The organism is Bartonella sp. AP3QHHD, assembly GCF_042195765.1.
GTDB lineage: Bacteria > Pseudomonadota > Alphaproteobacteria > Rhizobiales > Rhizobiaceae > Bartonella.
The window spans coordinates 17,536-36,882 of sequence record NZ_JBHIPC010000077.1 but is presented as its reverse complement, the minus strand read 5'-3'; the positions used below and the strand labels follow the sequence as shown (position 1 = coordinate 36,882).

The following is a 19,347-nucleotide window of genomic DNA, read 5'->3' as shown; positions in this document are numbered from 1 at the left end:
TTTAATTGATAAATTTTCCTGATTTTGGAAATCCTCTTGGAACCAAACGCCCGACGCCCGCACGCATTCCCATCCATTCAATGAGATCATCAGCTTGACGGTTAAAGATTCGTTCAGCTGTATCTTGCCAACTTAAGCCTTCTGATAAATTAAAAGTCTTGGCATCAACAACAACACCTTCTTTATAACGCTGTAAACGAACACCCTTACCGCGATTCATTTCTGGTATTTGTTCAATAGAAAAAATAAGCATTTTACGGTTTTCACCGACTACAGCAACATGATCACCATTTACCGGAACACAAAGCTTTACCTTATCAGGAGCTTTCACATTCATCACTTGCTTTCCTTTTCGTGTATTGGCGATCACTTCTGCAGAAGAAACAATAAAACCATTACCGTGAGATGAAACCAAAAGCAATTTTTCCTCGGCGTGATGCACAAAAGCTGTGAGAACATCGTGCTCATCATCCATATCAACTAAGAGACGAATAGGTTCACCATGTCCCCGCCCTCCAGGTAAATTATTTGCACCAATAGCAAAAAACTTCCCCCCCGTACTGATCAGCACAATCTTGTCGGTCGTAAATGCTGGAAAGGCTAACTTTAAACTGTCTCCTTCTTTAAAAGAAAGTGCTTTATAATCGGTCAAATGTCCCTTCAAAGCGCGCATCCACCCCTTTTCAGAAATAACAATAGTAATCGGTTCTTTTTCGATCATTGCTTGTTGAATATCATCAAGATCATGTCTTGGTGCCTCTTCAAACGTCGTACGTCTTTTCCCCAAGAGTGTTTCAGGACCAAAAGTGTTTCGAACTTTTTTGATTTCTTCTGAAATTATTTTCCACTGTTTTATAGGAGAAGCTAACAAATTCTTTAGCTTTTCTTTTTCAGCTTTCAAACTTTCAAATTCTTTACGAATTTCAAATTCCTCAAGCTTACGCAAAGAACGCAAGCGCATATTAAGAATAGCTTCAGCTTGATTTTCTGTTAATTCAAACCGATTAATCAGCTTCTTTTTCGGTTCATCATCTTCACGAATAATCTGAATGACCTCATCGAGATTTAAATAGGCAATCAGATATCCATGAAGAATTTCCAATCGGCTATCAATTTGATCCAGCCGATAATGAGAGCGACGAATAAGCACTTCCTGACGATGTTCAAGCCATTGCTTCAAACTTTCTCGCAAAGAAAGGACATTAGGTATTTTTCCCAAAGACAAAACATTCAGATTAAGGGGAAATCTTACTTCAAAGTCAGTCAATTTAAAAAGAGACTCCATGAGGAGCTCCGGATCAACCGACCGATTTTTAGGAACCAGCACGATTCTGATATCTTCTGCTGATTCATCTTGGATATCCTCAAGCATTGGCAATCGGCGTGCAAGCAATAACTCTGCTGTTTTTTCAATAAGACGTGACTTTTGAATCTGATAGGGAATTTCAGTCACAACAATCACATAAGAACCACGGCTACCAGGCTCCTGATGCCAACGTGAACGCAAGCGAAAAAATCCACGCCCAACACGATAGGATTCCTCAATACTTTTTTTAGGTTCAACTAAAATTCCCCCCGTCGGAAAATCAGGACCAAGAACAAATTGATTTAATTCCTCATCATTTACATCGGGATGCGCAATCAAATGGAGTGCTGCATCACAAAGCTCAGCAACATTATGGGGGGGAATAGATGTTGCCATACCAACAGCAATACCAGAAGAACCATTTGCTAAAAGATTAGGGAAAGCTCCTGGTAAAACAACAGGCTCTTCATCTTCCTCATTATAGGTTAAACGAAAATCAATAGCATTCTCATTAATTCCTTCAAGTAACAATGCAGCCACTTCAGTCATACGTGCTTCCGTATAACGCATGGCAGCAGCATTATCACCATCAATATTACCAAAATTGCCTTGCCCATCAACTAACGGATAACGAACAGCAAAACTTTGAGCCAAGCGCACCAAGGCATCATAAATAGACGCATCCCCATGAGGATGAAATTTTCCCATGACATCACCAACAATCCGCGCACATTTCGCATAAGACTGTCCAGGATTTAGTTTGAGAAGACGCATCGCATGAACAATCCGCCGGTGGACCGGCTTCAATCCATCACGTACATCAGGCAATGCACGGTGTGTAATCGTAGAAAGTGCATAAGCCAAATAACGTTCCTGTAAAGCAGAACGTAATTCTATTGGTTCAATATGTTCTTTATCAAAAGGTAAATTCATTTTATCAGACATAGTATTAAAACAACAATTCCCACAATAATAAGAAATTATTTTATAGGATTTATTTAATGAAATCTTCTATGAGTCGGCTTTTTTATTAAAAGTCAATTACATAAAAACAAACGCTGCAATTAGAACATGAATAGAAAATTATATCAATTTGAAAAATTTATACATATCCTTCCCCCTTGCCCTAAGTAATTTATTGAAAGCTTTGTCAAATCCGACGATAATTTAACTGCCCACAAAGAGTTATTTCATCTTTTCTGGAATGACAAAAGCAGCTTTCAAACATCATCTTTTATTATACAGATAAATTGTATAACAATCCCCTTCAGTTTTTCTATGAAAAACTAAAAAAATGTTCAAAGCTTATGAAATTTAAGCTTTTCAGAGTAAGTCGATAGAATGGAAAATCACATTATTCTCATAAAAACGAAGAGACACAATTCTCTGCTACAACGTTGTAAAAACTTCAATAAAAAAATAAATAATGTATTGACATGTAAAGATAATTTATTTTTTTTCAAATAAAATGAGACTCCCGAATATTATAGAATTCTTTCATTTCTAATTTATTCATGATCAAGCAATCATAATTATTTTCTCACCTATCACAAGGAGAAGAGTCTCTATAGAAACAAGCAATAAAAATGCCTCGTAAAAAATTAAACAATAGCGTTTTGCCTATCTAAATTTTACAAACAGTACACACACACCGATGCTCTTGAGAGGCATCAAAACTTCACTCTACGTAGAAAAGATGAAAACAATCCATTATCAACTTTATGAGCTATTTTTGTGAGTAGGAGCCATGCGGATTCCTAAATCACGTAATTGTGTAGGAGAAACATCAGACGGAGCACTCATCAAAAGATCAAGCGCCTGTTGATTCATAGGAAATAAAGCAACTTCACGCAAATTTTTAACACCTTGCAACAGCATAATGATGCGGTCAATTCCCGCAGCCATACCACCATGTGGCGGAGCCCCATAATGGAATGCACGATAAAGACCACCGAAACGATCTTTCACAACTTCCTTAGAAAGTCCTACAAGTTCAAAAACTTTAAGCATCATTTCTGGTAAGTGATTACGAATTCCACCTGATGCAATTTCATAACCATTGCAAACAAGATCATATTGAAAGGCTTTAATAGTAAGAGGATCTTGACAGGCAAGAGCATTTTCTCCCCCTTGAGGCATGGAAAAAGGATTATGTCCAAAATCAATCTTTTTTTCATCTTCATTCCATTCAAAAAATGGAAAATCAACAATCCACGCCAAAGAGAAACTATCTCTATCAAGAAGATCTAATTCTTCCCCTACCCTTGTGCGTGCTGCTCCGGCAAAAGATGAAAACTTTTTTGGATCGCCAGCTACAAAAAAACAGGCGTCCCCACTTTCAAGTCCAAGCTGTATACGGATTGCTTCAGTCCTCTGTTCACCAATATTTTTGGCGATAGGCCCTGCTCCTTCAAATTTTCCTTCTTCTTCACGCCAGAAAATATAGCCGAGCCCTGGTTGCCCCTCGCCTTGTGCCCATACATTCATACGATCACAAAAAGCACGACTTCCACCCGTTTTAGCTGGAATAGCCCACACTTGTGCATTCTCATCATTCGCTAAAATTTGAGCAAAGACTTTGAAACCAGAATTATAAAAATGCTGAGAAACATCTTCCATAATGATCGGATTACGCAGATCAGGCTTATCAGAACCATATTTTCGCATTGCTTCATCATAGGAAATGCGAGGAAAGCTTTGTGTCACAGTCTTTCCATCTGCAAATTCTTCAAAAATAGAACGCATAATAGGTTCCATAGTTGCTAAAACATCTTCTTGCTCAACAAAACTCATTTCAACATCTAATTGATAAAATTCACCAGGAAGACGGTCGGCCCTTGGATCTTCATCTCTAAAACATGGAGCAATCTGAAAATAACGATCAAAACCTGACATCATCAACAACTGTTTATATTGCTGTGGCGCTTGCGGTAACGCATAAAATTTTCCCTGATGAACACGACTTGGAACCAAAAAATCACGTGCGCCTTCCGGCGATGAAGCTGTCAAAAGTGGCGTCGTAAATTCCGTAAAACCATTATTTTGCATAGCTCGTCTCATAGCCGCAATAATTTCAGTCCGACGCATGATATTTTTGTGCATAGTCTCCCGACGCAAATCAAGAAAACGATATTTTAATCGAATATCTTCTGGATAATCAGGCTCACCAAAAACCGGTAAAGGAAGCTCATCAGATTTTGAAAGAATTTCTACCTCTTGTGCAAAAATTTCAATCTCACCTGTTGGAAGCGTTGCATTAATAACTTCATCAGAACGAGCACATACCTCCCCATCCACACGAATAACCCATTCAGAACGCACTTTTTCAATAACTTTAAAAGCTGGTGAAGCAGGGTCAGCAACAATTTGTGTGATTCCAAAATGATCACGTAAATCCACAAAAAGAATCCCTCCATGATCACGAACACGATGAACCCACCCCGAAAGACGAACTTGTGTTCCTACATCACATCTACGAAGAGCCGCACAATGATGACTGCGATAACGGTGCATGTTTTTTGCCTTTGATTATAATATTCACATGCGCTACAAACGCTTTTTAATAACCATTTGTCAAGATATGAGAATAAAAACTCAGAAATAAAGTCAATAAAGCACAAATTTAATTTATCGAATTATAATAAAATGATGAATCTTATTACACAAACAACAGATCTTGAAATTGCACTTAACGCTCTACGTACCTCTGATTTTGTAACAGTCGATACTGAGTTTATTCGCGAAACAACTTTTTGGCCTCAACTGTGTTTAATCCAGCTCGCATCACCAGATGTCACAGTTTTGATTGATCCCATAGCACCAAATATTGATTTACAACCTTTTTTTGACCTTATGATCGATAAAAAAGTTGTAAAAGTTTTTCATGCTGCGCGCCAAGATATTGAAACAATTTATCATCTTGGAGGTGTTATTCCTTCCCCTCTCTTTGATACGCAAATAGCAGGATCAATTTGTGGATTTGGTGATTCTATCTCCTATGATCAAATTGTACAACGCTGCACGGGGCATCATCTTGATAAATCCTCCCGCTTTACAGACTGGAGTTACCGCCCTTTGTCTGAAAAACAACTGCTCTATGCACTTGCCGATGTAACTTACTTAAGAGATGTTTACCTGTTATTGAAAAAAAGGTTAGAAAAAAATCAACGTGCTCACTGGATGAACGATGAAATAACAATCCTTTTAAATCCTAAAACCTATGATATGCCAGAAGATGAAGCATGGAAAAAAGTGAAAGGAAAAATTAAAAAGCCACGTGAACTTGCTGTATTACAAAAGATAGCAGCTTGGCGGGAACGTGAAGCACGAAAATACAATATGCCACGTCGTCATATCATAAAAGATGAATGTCTTATAGAAATAGCAACCCAACAACCAAAAGATGAATCTGCATTAAAACGGTTGCGCAGTCTTAATAAGAATTGGGATAAACTCTCAATTGCTCAATCATTAATCAAAGCTGTCCACGAAGGATTAGAGGTAGATCTTTCTACTTTACCCCCCATTCCTAAACATAATCCACTCAATGATACGACAGCCGCTGTTATCGATCTGCTCAAAGTGTTATTAAAAATTGTTGCAAATGAAAACAGCATTGCCCCTAAAATTATTGCAACATCTAATGATTTAGAAAAAATTGCCAATGGAGGAATAAAGAAAAATATTCCCGCTATGAATGGCTGGCGCTATGAAATATTTGGACAAAAAGCCGAACAACTGCTAAAGGGCCAGATAGGGTTTTACTGTAACGATGGAAAAATAAACACAAAACAGCTTTAATTTACATTTTCATTTTGAAAAATCCATTATATGCTACTCATTATCTACATCAATTGGTATACCCTATAGGCCAACGGAAATAGGATAAATAAAGCCTACTTCTGACAAAGTTAAAAAATTAAATAGTAAACTCTTATTAAAATGATAGCTAAATCTTTATCAGGTCAATCAAATAGCAATCCCATTAAAAATAATCTAAAAAAACAAACAGCTCCTTATTTAAAAGTTTTGAAAAGAAAAAGTTCTGATATAAAAGCACATTCATTACAAAAATAGCAGCCTAGAAATAGGAACAAACAAAGATATAATGCCTCACGTCACCATATCATATTAAAAAACTACCGAGATTGCAATCTAACAATCAAAAACAAGCCAGCATAACAACTAAAATACCTAACAAAAGCAATATATTGATTTCTAACGATAATCTAGCGTTATTTATATTGAATTAGACCTCCGAATATCGTAAGATTCTCTCATTTCATCTCAATAAGACTCATAAAGTTTCACATAAGAAATTATATGATAAAGCGCTGCTTTTTATAAAATAAACACCTTTCAAAGGATTCAAAAATCATGGTTAATAAATAGTTATGATTTATTTCTATTTTTTATATTGAAAGGATTTTATAATGACTGAAATGATATTCTTTTGACAGACCGTAAAAGTGCAAAACTGTTTCATATGAGTATTTCAACATTCCAGCGTCATGTAACCAATGGATCTCTCCCAAAATCTTTAAAACTTGTTTTTTATCGCGTTGGTTACAATCGAATCTTATCAAGATAATCGAGCAAGCTAAACAGAAACATTATAACGACGCAGCATAAAAAGAAAACCTTTTCACGTAAAAATGGACAAAACTTTTCATTTTCACATGAAGCTTATGAAGTGAAAAATCCATCCTGTGACGCAAATAACAGAATAAAAAATTATGTTTTCTTTTATGAATGCTCAGGCATTAACAAATGCTTTGCGTGGTGTCTAGCATGGGCGCGTTATGGAACAAGTCCTATTGTCCAGCTCATGATGATAGGCTACCTAGTTTATCCCTCGTCAATAGCCCTATATTATAAGACATAAAACACGAATAAATTAGGAAAAAAATCAAAAAATTTCAAAAGCGAGAGGTTGTTTTATTATTTTTGATAACTTCTGTAATCGTCCAAAAGGACGTTCTCCTAATAATCCAGCGTAATTCTTTGGGATCTGCAGGATAATATGATCTGCTTTTCTATGCCACAATAAATGAGGTAAAATTCCTGCAACAGAAGCACTGAAAAGATGAGCAATACGCATAGTTTCGCCAAGAATACGTGCTTTTTTAATTATATTTTGAGTTGCTAATTGAAAAATGGGAAGAGATTCTTTATCAACCAATAAACTCGTATTGCGAAAAAAAACAGCAAGCGCCGCGTAAAGGCGCCCTTCATGAGAAATTCCTGGATAAGATCCTAAAGCTATTTGATTTGCTGCTTCATTACCTCGATAATCTGGATGTATACGCCAACCAATATCCGCAAGAAGACAAGCGGCTTGACGATAACGGCATTCATTTTCCGTTTCTGAAATTCCAAAAACTTCAAAAGCATTCGTCGTAAAATCAATGAGTTCTTCTGCTTGTTTTGGTGAACGTGCCCGTAAAATAGCCATTTCTGTGCATGCTGCAATGAGAGGATCTGAAAGTCGAATCGCCTGCGGCAATCGTGAGTAAAGAAAACCTTCACGAACGCCAGCACCAGAAAAGATTATCTTTTCAAACTCCATACACTGAATGAGTTCAATAAGAACTATTGCTCCATAAGATAAAAGTTTTCGACGGTTCTGAGAAACCGCTGCAATCCCTCTCATATTATCAATATTGCCACGTGCTACAAGACGTAAAAAGTTCTCCATTTCAACAGCATCAACTTCATAGCCATGCATAACAGGAAGCCGATAGTGTTTCATTGCCATATGGAGTTTTGCCAAATTACGCCATGTCCCCCCTACTGCATAAAAATAACGTGCTATACCTTTACGAGTACGAACAACAGACGATTTATAAAATTGCTCATGTACAATTTTTGTAGCTACAGCACTATCATTATTTGACATATACTGTAGCCTTAAACCACCCAATGGGAGCGTTATCCCTTCACCAACATCAGAATGATCAATATCAATCAGCTCAAGACTTCCACCACCAAGATCCCCAGAAATACCTTTTGGTTGATAAAAAGTAGACACAACTCCATATGCTGAATACATAGCTTCTTCACTTCCTGAAAGAAGATATATTTTATTTTGCAAAATATCTTCAGCATGCTGAATAAATGCTACGCCATTCTGTGCATCTCGTGCTGCTGCTGTTGCTAAAGTATAGACCTCATCTGCCCCAATCTGTCGACAAAGCGTACGAAACCGTTTCAGTGTTTGCAACGCCATTTTCATCGATTTTTCTTCTAAAAATCCTGTTTTCGCCACACCATGACCGAGACCACAAAGAATCTTTTCATTAAATAAAACTGTTGGTGATCGAACAAGCCCCTCATAAATAACCAACCGAACAGAATTTGAGCCAATGTCAATAACAGCAACAGGCTTACGCCCTTTTAACCGACCTTGAGCATCTCTATATGTCATTGGATTTTAGTCTTTATGTATTTCGGCTCGTTGCCGATGCAACGCAACCAAGCGCGAAACAGAAGACTCAAAAGACTCATTTTCCCCCGCAAAACTTGTATTGGCCATAAAATACTCCTGCGCATTAAATAGACTTTCACCTATCTGCGGTGTAATACGTTTTGATGTTCCATCCTTAAGTATATCAAAGCTTTGTTGATTATCAATGATATTAGCTAACATAATCTGTAAAAGAATTTTTTGACGCACTATTTTATTAAAAACCGGAACCAATATTTCAATACGATAGTCCAAATTACGAGGCATCATATCAGCAGAGCCTAAGTAAACGAGTGCATTTTCATTAGGCAAATCTTGACCATTCCCAAAACAAAAAATGCGACTATGTTCAAGAAAACGCCCGACAATTGATTTTACACGAATATTATCCGAAATTCCTAGAATACCAGGACGTAAACAACATATCCCCCGCACAACCAAATCAATTTGCACCCCTGCTTGACTGGCACGATATAAAGCATCAATAATTTCAGGATCAACCAATGCATTAACTTTCATCCAAATAGCAGCAAACCTTCCCTGTTGTGCATGAACAATTTCTCCCTCAATATGCTCTAAGATACGACCACGCAATGTTAAGGGTGAAAAAGCAATCTTCATTGTTTCATTTGGACGCTCATATTGCGCAATATAATTGAACAATAACGCAACATCATGAGCGATATCATCGTCCGTGGAAAAAAAAGAAAGATCGGTATAAGTTTTAGCGTTAATGGGATGATAATTTCCTGTCCCAAGATGAACATAAGAGCGAAGACGTTTTCCCTCACGTCTCACAGCTAATGACATCTTAGCATGCGTTTTTAATGCAATAAAACCAAAAATAACTTGAACCCCAGCACATTCAAGATCCCGGGACCAACGAATATTTGCTTCCTCATCAAAACGTGCTTTAAGTTCTACCAAAGCAGTCACAGACTTTCCCTGTTCAGCTGCTTCAATCAAAGCGCCAACAATTGGACTATCATTTGATGTACGATAAAGTGTTTGTTTGATTTCCACAACATCAGGATCGCAAGCAGCTTGACGTAAAAATTGGACAACAACATCAAATGTCTCATAGGGGTGATGAATCACAATATCATTTTCACGAATAGCCGCAAAACAATCTCCTTTATGTTCACGAATACATTCTGGAACACGAGAAATATAAGGAATAAATTTGAGATCATCACGGGGAATAGAAACAATTTCTGATACCGTATTAAGCGCTAAAAATCCATCAAGAACATTAATACAATTATCAGGAACAGCGAGACTATTCGCTATAAATTGGCGTAAACTCTCTGGCATTTTTGCGTCAAACTCAACTCGAATAACCTGCCCACGGCGCCGCCTTTTAAGAGCAGTTTCAAAAAAATGAACAAGATCCTCAGCTTCTTCTTCTACTTCAATATCACTATCTCGGATTACTCTAAATGTACCAATTTCTTTAACCTCATAGTTAGGAAATACATATTTAATAAAAAGGCAAATAACATCTTCGGATGCAATAAAACGAAAATGATTGCCTTCTTGAGGAAGAAGAATAAAACGCCTTAAAAGCATTGAAATAGACAACAACACTGTGTGTGAGTTCTGATCAGTTTCTCCAGACAATTGAAGCGCAATAGAAAGCCCTAAATTAGGAATAAATGGAAAAGGATGAGTAGAATCAACAGGCAAAGGTTTTAAAACAGGAAAAATTGTCTCAAGAAAATATTTTTCAAGCCATGACTTTTCAATTTCTGAAAGATCATCAGAACAAATAATTTCAATATCATTCTTTTTTAATTCATCACGTAAAACATTTAATTCTCGTAGTTGGTGAGCCTGCAGCTTTGAAATCTCAGCTAATACAATATCAAGTTGTTCCTGTGGAGTGTGCCCATCTGCACTGCACGCTGTAACGCGAGCACGAATTTGAGCTGCTAGTCCTGCAACACGAACCATAAAAAACTCATCAAGATTTGCAGCTGAAATAGAAAGAAATTGTAGACGTTCTAATAAAGGATGTTTCGAATTAGCCGCTTCCATCAAAACACGATTATTAAATTGTAGCCATGAAAACTCTCGATTAATAAACCGTACCGGATTTTTCATTGTTATATTCGATATAGAAATTTTATCTACCACCCTCTGTTCCATATATCCTAAATAATTTTCTTTTACATTTTCTAAAATCCCTGACGAAATATCTCACATAATATTTGATAATATGTTATCATCATAATAATATATCAATGCCTAACTTCCCTCATCATTTTTCCATTTAATATTTTAAAATACTTGGAATTATTGCTATGCGCAAAGCACTAAAAGTAAAACAACTATTCTAATATAGCATAAAAGAAGAGAAATTTGTCTTAAAAAGCAGCTTGCATTATTCTACGCTTTATTACAAACTCACGCCTATAAAATAGAAGAGCCCAATCATAGCTGATGAGAAAATTTATTCTGGAGTTTGTACGCCATGTCTGATCACAACATTCCTCATTTTCAAAATGACCTTGGATATAAAACAATCGAAATTGGTGTGAAAGAATTTATGTGTGTAGGCGCTACACAACCATTCGATCATCCTCATATCTTTATCGACATGGGAACAGCAGATGAGAAAATTTGCCCTTACTGCTCAACCCTTTATCGTTATGTTCCCTCACTATCATACAATCAAACAAACCCAACAGGATGCTTATATAATCCAGAAAAGCTATTATAATTGCGTTTTTTGGCTTTCTTAATAACTACTCTTTTAATTCTGCTTGTTTAATATGAAATCATTTGTAGAACAATCACCCATCATCGTTGGGGGAGGAATTGCTGGTTTAAGCACCGCTTTAGCACTCGCTCATAAAGGAATTGCAAGCACCATTATCGAAAAGTGTAAGCAACTTGAAACGATAGGCGCTGGTATTCAACTGACACCAAATGCAACATCTATTCTTGCTCGCTGGAAACTTCTTAACAAACTCTCTGAAGTCGCGACAATCCCACATTTTTTTGAGTTAAAAGATGGATTATCTTTAAAAATACATCTACGGGCTCATCTTATTAATCTAACAGAAAAATATTGGAAAGCCCCTTATCTGACGATTCACCGCGCGGCTTTACAAAAAATTTTATATAATGCAGTGATTGAAAATCCTTTGATCAAATACAAAGCAGGCGAAACGATTTTATCTTCTACCCAATCTGCAAGCAACATTAAAATCACGACAATAAAAACAGATACGGCAACAGAACAGCTTTATTCAACGCCCCTCCTGATCGGATGTGATGGCGTTTGGTCAACATTACGGCAACAATCTCCTTTTCATGAAAAAGCAAATTTTAGTGGCTTTATTGCTTGGCGTGCAACAACAACATCTGATAATCTTCCTCAAAACTTTCGTTCTTCATTGCAAAATATGAAGACAATTACGGCTTGGATGGGATCAAAAAATCATCTTGTTGTCTACCCCATTCAATCGTCAGAAAAAATTTTTAATTTTGTCGCCATTACGCATGGAGAAAATTCAAAAGAAGGATGGGCCCATAAAGGAGATAAAGAAAAACTCAAATCTCTTTTTAAAGATTGGAATTCAAAAATCTTAGAAATCTTTGATCATATTGATGAATGGAGCTATTGGCCACTCTTTCAAATGAAACAAAATCGTTTTATCGGTTTAGAGAGACAAGTATTTGTTGGCGATTGCGCACATGCTGCCTTACCTTTTGCAGCACAAGGTGCCGCTATGGCAATCGAAGATGCCGCCACATTAGCAAAAGCACTTTCATTGAAAGATTTTTCATTAACGAAAGCACTTTCGCTTTACGAAACAATACGCACCCCCCGTATTGCAGCAGTAAAAAAACGCGCAGATTTCAATAGATTAGCCTATCACGCAACCGGTCCCATAGCAATTGCACGCAATCTCATGATGAAAATTCGTACACCAGAGAGCATTATGTCAGATCTCAATTGGCTTTACATGTATGATGCGATGAATTCTATAAAAAATAATGATAAAAACTTATAAAATTCTTCCGGCACTTTGAATATTACGAAAGAACGAGATTTTTTTAATTTTATGACACTAAAAAATATCATAATTTACTCAAATAAAAGCAATATTTTTCGAAATCTACAATCCGATTTTAAAAGCTCAATTTTTAGCTCTCCTAAAAGCAAAAACACCACTCAAAATCAGCTCCCATCTTTAATCTTTCTTTAACTCAATTCTACATCAACAACACCCTGAATTAATTTCATAGCATTTGCGACATGTGAATTTACCTTATATCGCTTAGGAAGCGCAATTTCGACTTCTCGCAATTCATCCTCTTGAATTAAAATAAGCCCAACCTCTCCATTCCCCCCAAGATTTAAATTTTGTTCAATTTGTGGAAGCATATCAACTGTTTTTATAAAGAGACGCATCATTTTATGCTGTTGTAATGATTCATTTTCCAAAGACTGAATTGTTTCAATTCGCAAACTAACTCCTTCAGAACGATTTTCTGCGCTCACCGTAATAATAAAAGATTTTCCGGGTTCTAGCATCTCTTCATAATCCGAGAGTGCCTCAGAAAAGAGAACTGCTTCATATTGTCCACTTGTATCAGAAAAATGAATAATTCCCATTTTTTTACCAGATTTTGTTTTGCGCACGCTTTTTCCCACAACAGTTCCAGCAAGCCGTGCAGCTGTTGCTCCCCCTTTAACGGCATTGGCAAAATTACCCCAAGTCTGAATGCGTTTTTTGTCCAGAATAGCTTGATACTCCTCCAAAGGATGCGCAGAAAAGTAAAAACCTATAGCTTGAAATTCTCGATAAAGTTTCTCAGCCGGCAACCAAGGGGTTGTTTGCGATAAAATCAATGGTTCTTTTAATCCGCCTGCCATTCCAAATATATCAACCTGCCCGCTAGAATTGTCATCGAGAATACGAAGTGCACGCGCATGAAGGGTTCCAAGATTGGCTAATAAAACCTCACGTGCAATGTTAAAACAATCAAAAGCACCAGCACAAACTAAACTTTCCATCGCACGCTTATTAACAATACGAGGATCAACGCGCGCACAAAAATCTTCCAAATCCTTAAAAATCTTATTCCCACGACAAGAAACAATATGATCTACAACAGTTTCTCCCACACCTTTAATGGCAGCAAGAGAATAATAAATACTGTTATCACCAACCTCAAAAACACGATGAGATGTTTGTATAGAAGGTGCAATAACTTCAATACCCAACCTTAATGCTTCGCGTCGAAAATCATTGAGCTTATCTGTATTCGTCATATCATATGTCATTGAAGCAGCTAAAAACTCAACGGGATAGTTTGCTTTCATATAAGCTGTTTGGTAAGAAACAATTGCATAAGCAGCAGCGTGCGATTTATTAAAACCATAATCGGCAAATTTTGCTAAAAGATCAAAGATAATATCAGCTTGATCTTTATCCACACCACCTGCAACAGCTCCATTGATAAAACGCGTACGCTGTTTTTGCATTTCAGCATGAATTTTTTTCCCCATAGCACGACGTAGTAAATCAGCTTCTCCAAGCGAATAGCCAGCAAGAACCTGAGCAATCTGCATCACCTGTTCTTGATAGACAATAACACCTTGTGTTTCTTTAATCAGATGATCTATCTTAGGATGAATAGAAGAAATTTCCTCTTCCCCATGTTTGCGTGCATTATAGGTTGGAATATTCTCCATTGGACCTGGACGATAAAGTGCAACCAGCGCAATAATATCTTCAATACGGTCTGGCTTCATTCCAATCAACGCCTTGCGCATACCAGAACTTTCCACCTGAAACACGCCAACCGTTTCACCACGTGCCATCATAGCATAGGTTGCTTCATCATTCAGAGGAATATTTGATAAATCTATTTTAGTCCCCTTTCTGGCAACAAAATCGACTGCCATTTTCAAAACAGTAAGCGTTTTTAATCCAAGAAAATCAAATTTTACCAGCCCCGCCTGTTCCACATATTTCATGTTAAATTGTGTAACAGGCATATCAGAACGAGGATCACGATACATCGGGACAAGCTCCCAAAGTGGACGATCTCCGATAACAATCCCAGCAGCATGAGTTGAAGCATGACGATAAAGTCCCTCCAACTGAAGTGCTATATCTAATGTGCGGACAACAACGGGATCTTTTTTCTTTTCCTCTTCAAATTTAGGTTCATCCTTAATAGCATCAGCTAATTCTACCTGACTTCCTGGCGTGGCAGGAATTAATTTTGTAAGATAATCCACCTGACGATAAGGAACTTCTAAAACACGCCCCACATCACGCAAAACTGCACGTGCCTGTAACTTACCAAAGGTAATAATTTGAGCAACTTGATCACGTCCATATTTTTTTTGAACATATTGAATAACTTCTTCGCGCCGCTCTTGACAAAAGTCGATATCAAAATCTGGCATCGAAACACGATCTGGGTTGAGAAAACGTTCAAAGAGAAGAGAAAACCGCAAGGGATCCACATCAGTAATTGTCAATGCATAAGCAACAAGTGAACCAGCACCAGAACCCCGTCCTGGTCCAACAGGAATGTCATGAACCTTTGCCCATTTTATGAAATCTGAAACGATAAGAAAATATCCAGAAAATTGCATACGCGTAATAACTGAAATTTCATAATCAAGCCGCTGTTCATAATCTGCAATCGTATACCCTTCAGCCAACCCTATTGTTTCAAGCCGCATCTTCAAACCAGCTTTAGCCTGATTTAACAACTCACTATCTTCTATTTCTAAAGTAGTTTCTGAATTAACAGATTGTTCTATAAAACGAGGCAATATCGGTTTTCGAAGAGGCGAGGCAATATGACAACGCAATGCAATTTCAACACTATTTTCCAAAGCTTCTGGAAGATCAGAAAACAGTGTAACCATTTCATCTTGTGACTTCAAATAATGATCTGGCGTCACACGTTTGCGATCTGGATTAGAGACAATTTGTCCTTCTGAAACAGCCATCAGCGCATCATGCGCTTCATACCCTTCTCTTTTCAGAAAAAAGGCTTCATTCGTTGCAACAAGAGGAATTTCATGCGCATAAGCCAATTCAATAAGATCAGCTTCTACACTCCGGTCATAAGAACTATGCCGTTGTAACTCCACATAAAGACGATCCGCAAAAGATTTTTTCAAATAAATTAAGCGCTCAACAGCGTGTTCTTTTTTCTCTTCCGCCAAAGAAAGATTAATAGGTCCTCCCTTTCCACCCGTTAAAGCGATTATTCCTTCACTGTGTTCTGACAACCAATCAGCTTTAATATGAGGAGGATCAGTATCACACTTATCAAGATAAGCACGGCTCACAAGACGAACCAAATGAGCATAACCGGTTTCGCTAGCTGCCAAAAGAACAATAGAGCAAAAATCAGAAGGATTACGCCATTTAGCCAAACGTGAATGATCATTTTCATCACAAAAATCAACAGTAAGCTGACAACCAATAATAGGTTGGACCCCATGAGAAAGACAATGCTGTGAAAATTCCAAAGCACCAAATAAATTATTGGTATCGGTAATAGCAACCGCTGGTGCATGATCTGAAATCGTCTGTTGAATAATTTGGGGGATTTTTAAAGCCCCTTCGAGCAAGGAATAAGCTGAATGCACTCTCAAATGAATAAAGCGAGGAAGAGAATTTTTGTTCTCTTGCATTTGCATTTTATTTTTTACCACTCTCACAATTTCCCACTACAAAATAAATGCTAAACAGCAGCCCTTATAAAAGAAAAAACTTCTGTTTATCATCAAACTTTAAAGCTATAAATTCATCATCCTACATAGGAGCAATATCCCAATTTTATTAATATTTATAAGAGAGTTCTATCAAGAAAATGCTTCTATTCACAGCAAATAAACACCTAAAATAAAAAGAAAAACAATATACCTCATCTAAGCACTTTAATTTTTGACCATTTAATTGTATTTTTCTTTAAATATTAATTTCTCTTCCTAAAGTTCAATGTGTAAATAAAGCAACCTCCTCTTTATGACTTTATCCCCAAAAAGCTCTTCTAAAGGTCTAGAAAAAACAAAAAGGGCAGGTTAAATTTGCTCATGCCTCCAAGTCTTCTTACCCCACTTTTTAATTCTATCCGAACTCTTTCTGGTATTACACCTAAAGTCTATGGTTTATTGACCAAACTCTTAGATGTTAATCCCACACAACGCGAAGCAACCCTTATTGACCTTCTTCAATTAATGCCCCATTCCGTTATAGACCGCAGAATGCGTCCCAACATTACTTGTGCAAAAGAAGGAGATACTGTTACGCTCGAAATTATCATCGATCAGCATCAACCACCACCCCGTGGTCACAACCGAATTCCCTATCGTGTTATTGCCCATGATCAGACAGGAAAAATAAATTTAGTCTTTTTTCATGCTCAACCTCTTTGGCTAAAAAAACAACTCCCCGAAGGAAAAAAAGTCATTATATCAGGAAAAGTTGAATGGTTTAATGGACAGCTTTCAATGGCGCATCCAGACTATATTGCCCCAAGCGAACAATCAAATCAGATACCTCTCATCGAACCTGTCTATCCCTCTACTGCAGGACTAACTGTAAAGACACTAAGACGCGCCATACAAAACGCTCTTGATTTTATTCCTCTTCTACCAGAATGGATAGATGAAAATGTAAAAAAGCAGCAAAATTTTCCTTCTTTTTCTGTTGCTTTACGCCGTATCCATGCGCCCATTAACCCCAATGATCTATCCTTAGAAAGTACAGCACGCAAACGTCTTGCCTATGATGAATTGCTCGCTTGTCAATTGGCACTAGGACTCGTGCGTTTGAAAACTAAATCTCTTGTTGGCACTTCTCGACCATCAACAGGAATTTATACTAAAAAATTGCTCAATATCCTCCCCTTTCAACTCACAACCGGACAAAAAAAAGCAGTAGAAGATATCGCAAATGATCTTGCTTCACCAGAACCGATGCTAAGACTACTTCAAGGTGATGTAGGCGCAGGAAAAACTGTTGTTGCATTGATGGCAATGGCACAAATTGCTGAAAATTCAGGACAATCAGCTTTAATGGCACCAACTGAAGTGCTTGCTAGGCAACATTTTGCCACCATCGCTCCTCTTGCCAAAAAGGTCGGATTACAAACAACGCTTTTAACAGGACGAGAAAAAGGGAAATTGCGGACAAATATCGTGAATGATATTCTGTCAGGTCAAGTTTCTATTGTCATCGGAACCCATGCTCTCATACAAAACAGTGTTACTTATAATAATCTCGCTTTAACCATTATCGATGAACAACACCGTTTTGGTGTCCATCAACGTATCGCTCTTACAGAAAAAGGTAATAAAGCTGATATGCTGGTTATGACCGCCACGCCCATTCCGCGCACACTTGTCTTAACAGCTTTTGGTGATATGGATGTATCTAAAATTACCGAAAAACCAATGGGACGACAACCCATTACAACAGCAACGCTTTCTTTGAAACGTCTTCATGAGCTTATAGAGAGAATCGCAATTGCATTAGAAAAAGGAGAGAAGCTCTATTGGATTTGTCCTTTAGTGGAGGAATCGACAGCTCTTGATCTCACTTCAATTGAAAACCGCTTTGCATTTCTCCATGAGTGCTTTGGAGCACACGTTGGTATGATCCATGGAAAAATGTCTACAGCAGAAAAAGAAGCCGCTATGGCATCTTTTAAATGTGGAAATACACGTATTTTAGTTGCAACCACAGTCATTGAAGTGGGAGTAGATATTCCAGATGCTTCGATCATTATCATCGAACACGCGGAACATTTTGGCCTTTCACAATTGCACCAATTACGTGGACGTGTAGGACGAGGCGATAAAAAATCTTCCTGCATTTTGCTCTATAAAGATCCACTGACTAAAACAGCAGCAACACGCCTTAATATTATCCGCAATACAGAAGATGGTTTTGAAATCGCTGAAGAAGATTGGCGCCTACGAGGCGAAGGAGAGCTTTTAGGTACAAAACAATCCGGAGTCCCAGAATTTCATATAGCAAACCTTGCTGTTCATAGCGATCTTTTGTCAATGGCAAGAAAAGATGCTCGTTTATTTTTACAACGCGATCCTCATCTTTCTTCTGAGCAAGGACAAGCTTTACGGTTGCTCCTTTATCTTTTCGGACACAACGATGCTGCACGCCTCTTACGAGCAGGATAATAAAGACCCTCTAATAAAAAACTTAAATACTTTTCTGTTTAAATATGGTTTTCTCTCTTAGAATTACCCATAAATGATCTACGCAGTCTCTTACCATCTTTATGCTTCATGAACGAATAATAAATCAACAGCACTATCTTCTCTCTCAATCTGAATTATTCTTGCATTAAAACAGTAGAAGCAATATTGCGTCTTTTTTTACCATTATGTTCACATAGCTGATCCATTTTTTGATAGGTAAGAAGATATTTTTTGTTTTATCGTAAAGGATTGAGAAAGAAAAAAACTGTCTACAGCATTCTCGTTCAACAGAGAAAAATGGAAAAATAAGCTTTATTATAAATCAATTTCTTACACTTGATTATTCTTCAAAAGATTCAAAAA

At 37.3% G+C, this 19,347-nt stretch carries 9 protein-coding genes and 1 pseudogene; 5 read left to right on the top strand and 5 right to left on the bottom strand.

Annotated features, from left to right (window positions below; translation table 11 throughout):
- Position 1 precedes the first annotated feature (1 nt).
- Together parC and aspS are read right to left on the bottom strand one after the other, a co-directional pair.
- Positions 2-2,251: a DNA topoisomerase IV subunit A gene (gene parC, locus ACFIL7_RS04510; protein WP_375642978.1), complete on the bottom strand. Its 2,250-nt coding sequence runs from the start codon at positions 2,249-2,251 to the stop codon at positions 2-4.
- 774 nt (positions 2,252-3,025) lie between these two features.
- On the bottom strand, positions 3,026-4,819 hold the full coding sequence (aspS, locus tag ACFIL7_RS04505; RefSeq protein WP_375613090.1) for an aspartate--tRNA ligase: 1,794 nt from the start codon (positions 4,817-4,819) through the stop codon (positions 3,026-3,028).
- Positions 4,820-4,951: 132 nt separating this feature from the next.
- Between aspS and rnd the strand changes: the two genes are divergently transcribed.
- Entirely contained in the window at positions 4,952-6,106 is a 1,155-nt protein-coding gene (gene rnd, locus ACFIL7_RS04500) for a ribonuclease D (RefSeq protein ID WP_375617784.1), read from the top strand.
- 646 nt (positions 6,107-6,752) lie between these two features.
- Positions 6,753-6,937 (top strand): annotated as a pseudogene (locus ACFIL7_RS04495) (DNA-binding protein).
- A 277-nt stretch (positions 6,938-7,214) separates the two neighbouring features.
- Here the strand turns inward: ACFIL7_RS04495 and ppx are convergent.
- Positions 7,215-8,732, bottom strand: coding sequence for an exopolyphosphatase (gene ppx, locus ACFIL7_RS04490; RefSeq protein ID WP_375633174.1), 1,518 nt, complete (start codon positions 8,730-8,732; stop codon positions 7,215-7,217).
- A gap of 6 nt (positions 8,733-8,738) precedes the next feature.
- On the bottom strand, positions 8,739-10,919 hold the full coding sequence (locus ACFIL7_RS04485; protein WP_375642982.1) for an RNA degradosome polyphosphate kinase: 2,181 nt from the start codon (positions 10,917-10,919) through the stop codon (positions 8,739-8,741).
- 325 nt (positions 10,920-11,244) lie between these two features.
- On the opposite strand from ACFIL7_RS04485, the gene ACFIL7_RS04480 reads away from it, so the two are divergent.
- Together ACFIL7_RS04480 and ACFIL7_RS04475 are read left to right on the top strand one after the other, a co-directional pair.
- The gene (locus ACFIL7_RS04480) at positions 11,245-11,493 is read left to right on the top strand and encodes a zinc-finger domain-containing protein (RefSeq protein WP_375617781.1); all 249 of its coding nucleotides are present in this window, start codon (positions 11,245-11,247) and stop codon (positions 11,491-11,493) included.
- 52 nt (positions 11,494-11,545) lie between these two features.
- Entirely contained in the window at positions 11,546-12,793 is a 1,248-nt protein-coding gene (locus tag ACFIL7_RS04475; protein ID WP_375634469.1) for an FAD-binding protein, read from the top strand.
- Positions 12,794-12,984: 191 nt separating this feature from the next.
- Here the strand turns inward: ACFIL7_RS04475 and dnaE are convergent, their stop codons facing one another.
- Positions 12,985-16,452, bottom strand: coding sequence for a DNA polymerase III subunit alpha (gene dnaE / locus ACFIL7_RS04470; protein ID WP_375633192.1), 3,468 nt, complete (start codon positions 16,450-16,452; stop codon positions 12,985-12,987).
- 402 nt (positions 16,453-16,854) lie between these two features.
- On the opposite strand from dnaE, the gene recG reads away from it, so the two are divergent.
- Positions 16,855-18,963, top strand: coding sequence for an ATP-dependent DNA helicase RecG (recG, locus tag ACFIL7_RS04465; RefSeq protein ID WP_375633177.1), 2,109 nt, complete (start codon positions 16,855-16,857; stop codon positions 18,961-18,963).
- Positions 18,964-19,347: the final 384 nt, after the last annotated feature.

Bases quoted from the DNA above. Each gene is read 5' to 3' on its own strand.
- recG (WP_375633177.1), top strand. From the start codon at position 16,855: ATGCCTCCAAGTCTTCTTACCCCACTTTTTAATTCTATCCGAACTCTT.
- ACFIL7_RS04475 (WP_375634469.1), top strand. From the start codon at position 11,546: ATGAAATCATTTGTAGAACAATCACCCATCATCGTTGGGGGAGGAATT.
- ACFIL7_RS04485 (WP_375642982.1), bottom strand. From the start codon at position 10,919: ATGGAACAGAGGGTGGTAGATAAAATTTCTATATCGAATATAACAATG.
- dnaE (WP_375633192.1), bottom strand. From the start codon at position 16,452: ATGCAAGAGAACAAAAATTCTCTTCCTCGCTTTATTCATTTGAGAGTG.
- ppx (WP_375633174.1), bottom strand. From the start codon at position 8,732: ATGACATATAGAGATGCTCAAGGTCGGTTAAAAGGGCGTAAGCCTGTT.
- parC (WP_375642978.1), bottom strand. From the start codon at position 2,251: ATGTCTGATAAAATGAATTTACCTTTTGATAAAGAACATATTGAACCA.
- aspS (WP_375613090.1), bottom strand. From the start codon at position 4,819: ATGCACCGTTATCGCAGTCATCATTGTGCGGCTCTTCGTAGATGTGAT.
- ACFIL7_RS04480 (WP_375617781.1), top strand. From the start codon at position 11,245: ATGTCTGATCACAACATTCCTCATTTTCAAAATGACCTTGGATATAAA.
- rnd (WP_375617784.1), top strand. From the start codon at position 4,952: ATGATGAATCTTATTACACAAACAACAGATCTTGAAATTGCACTTAAC.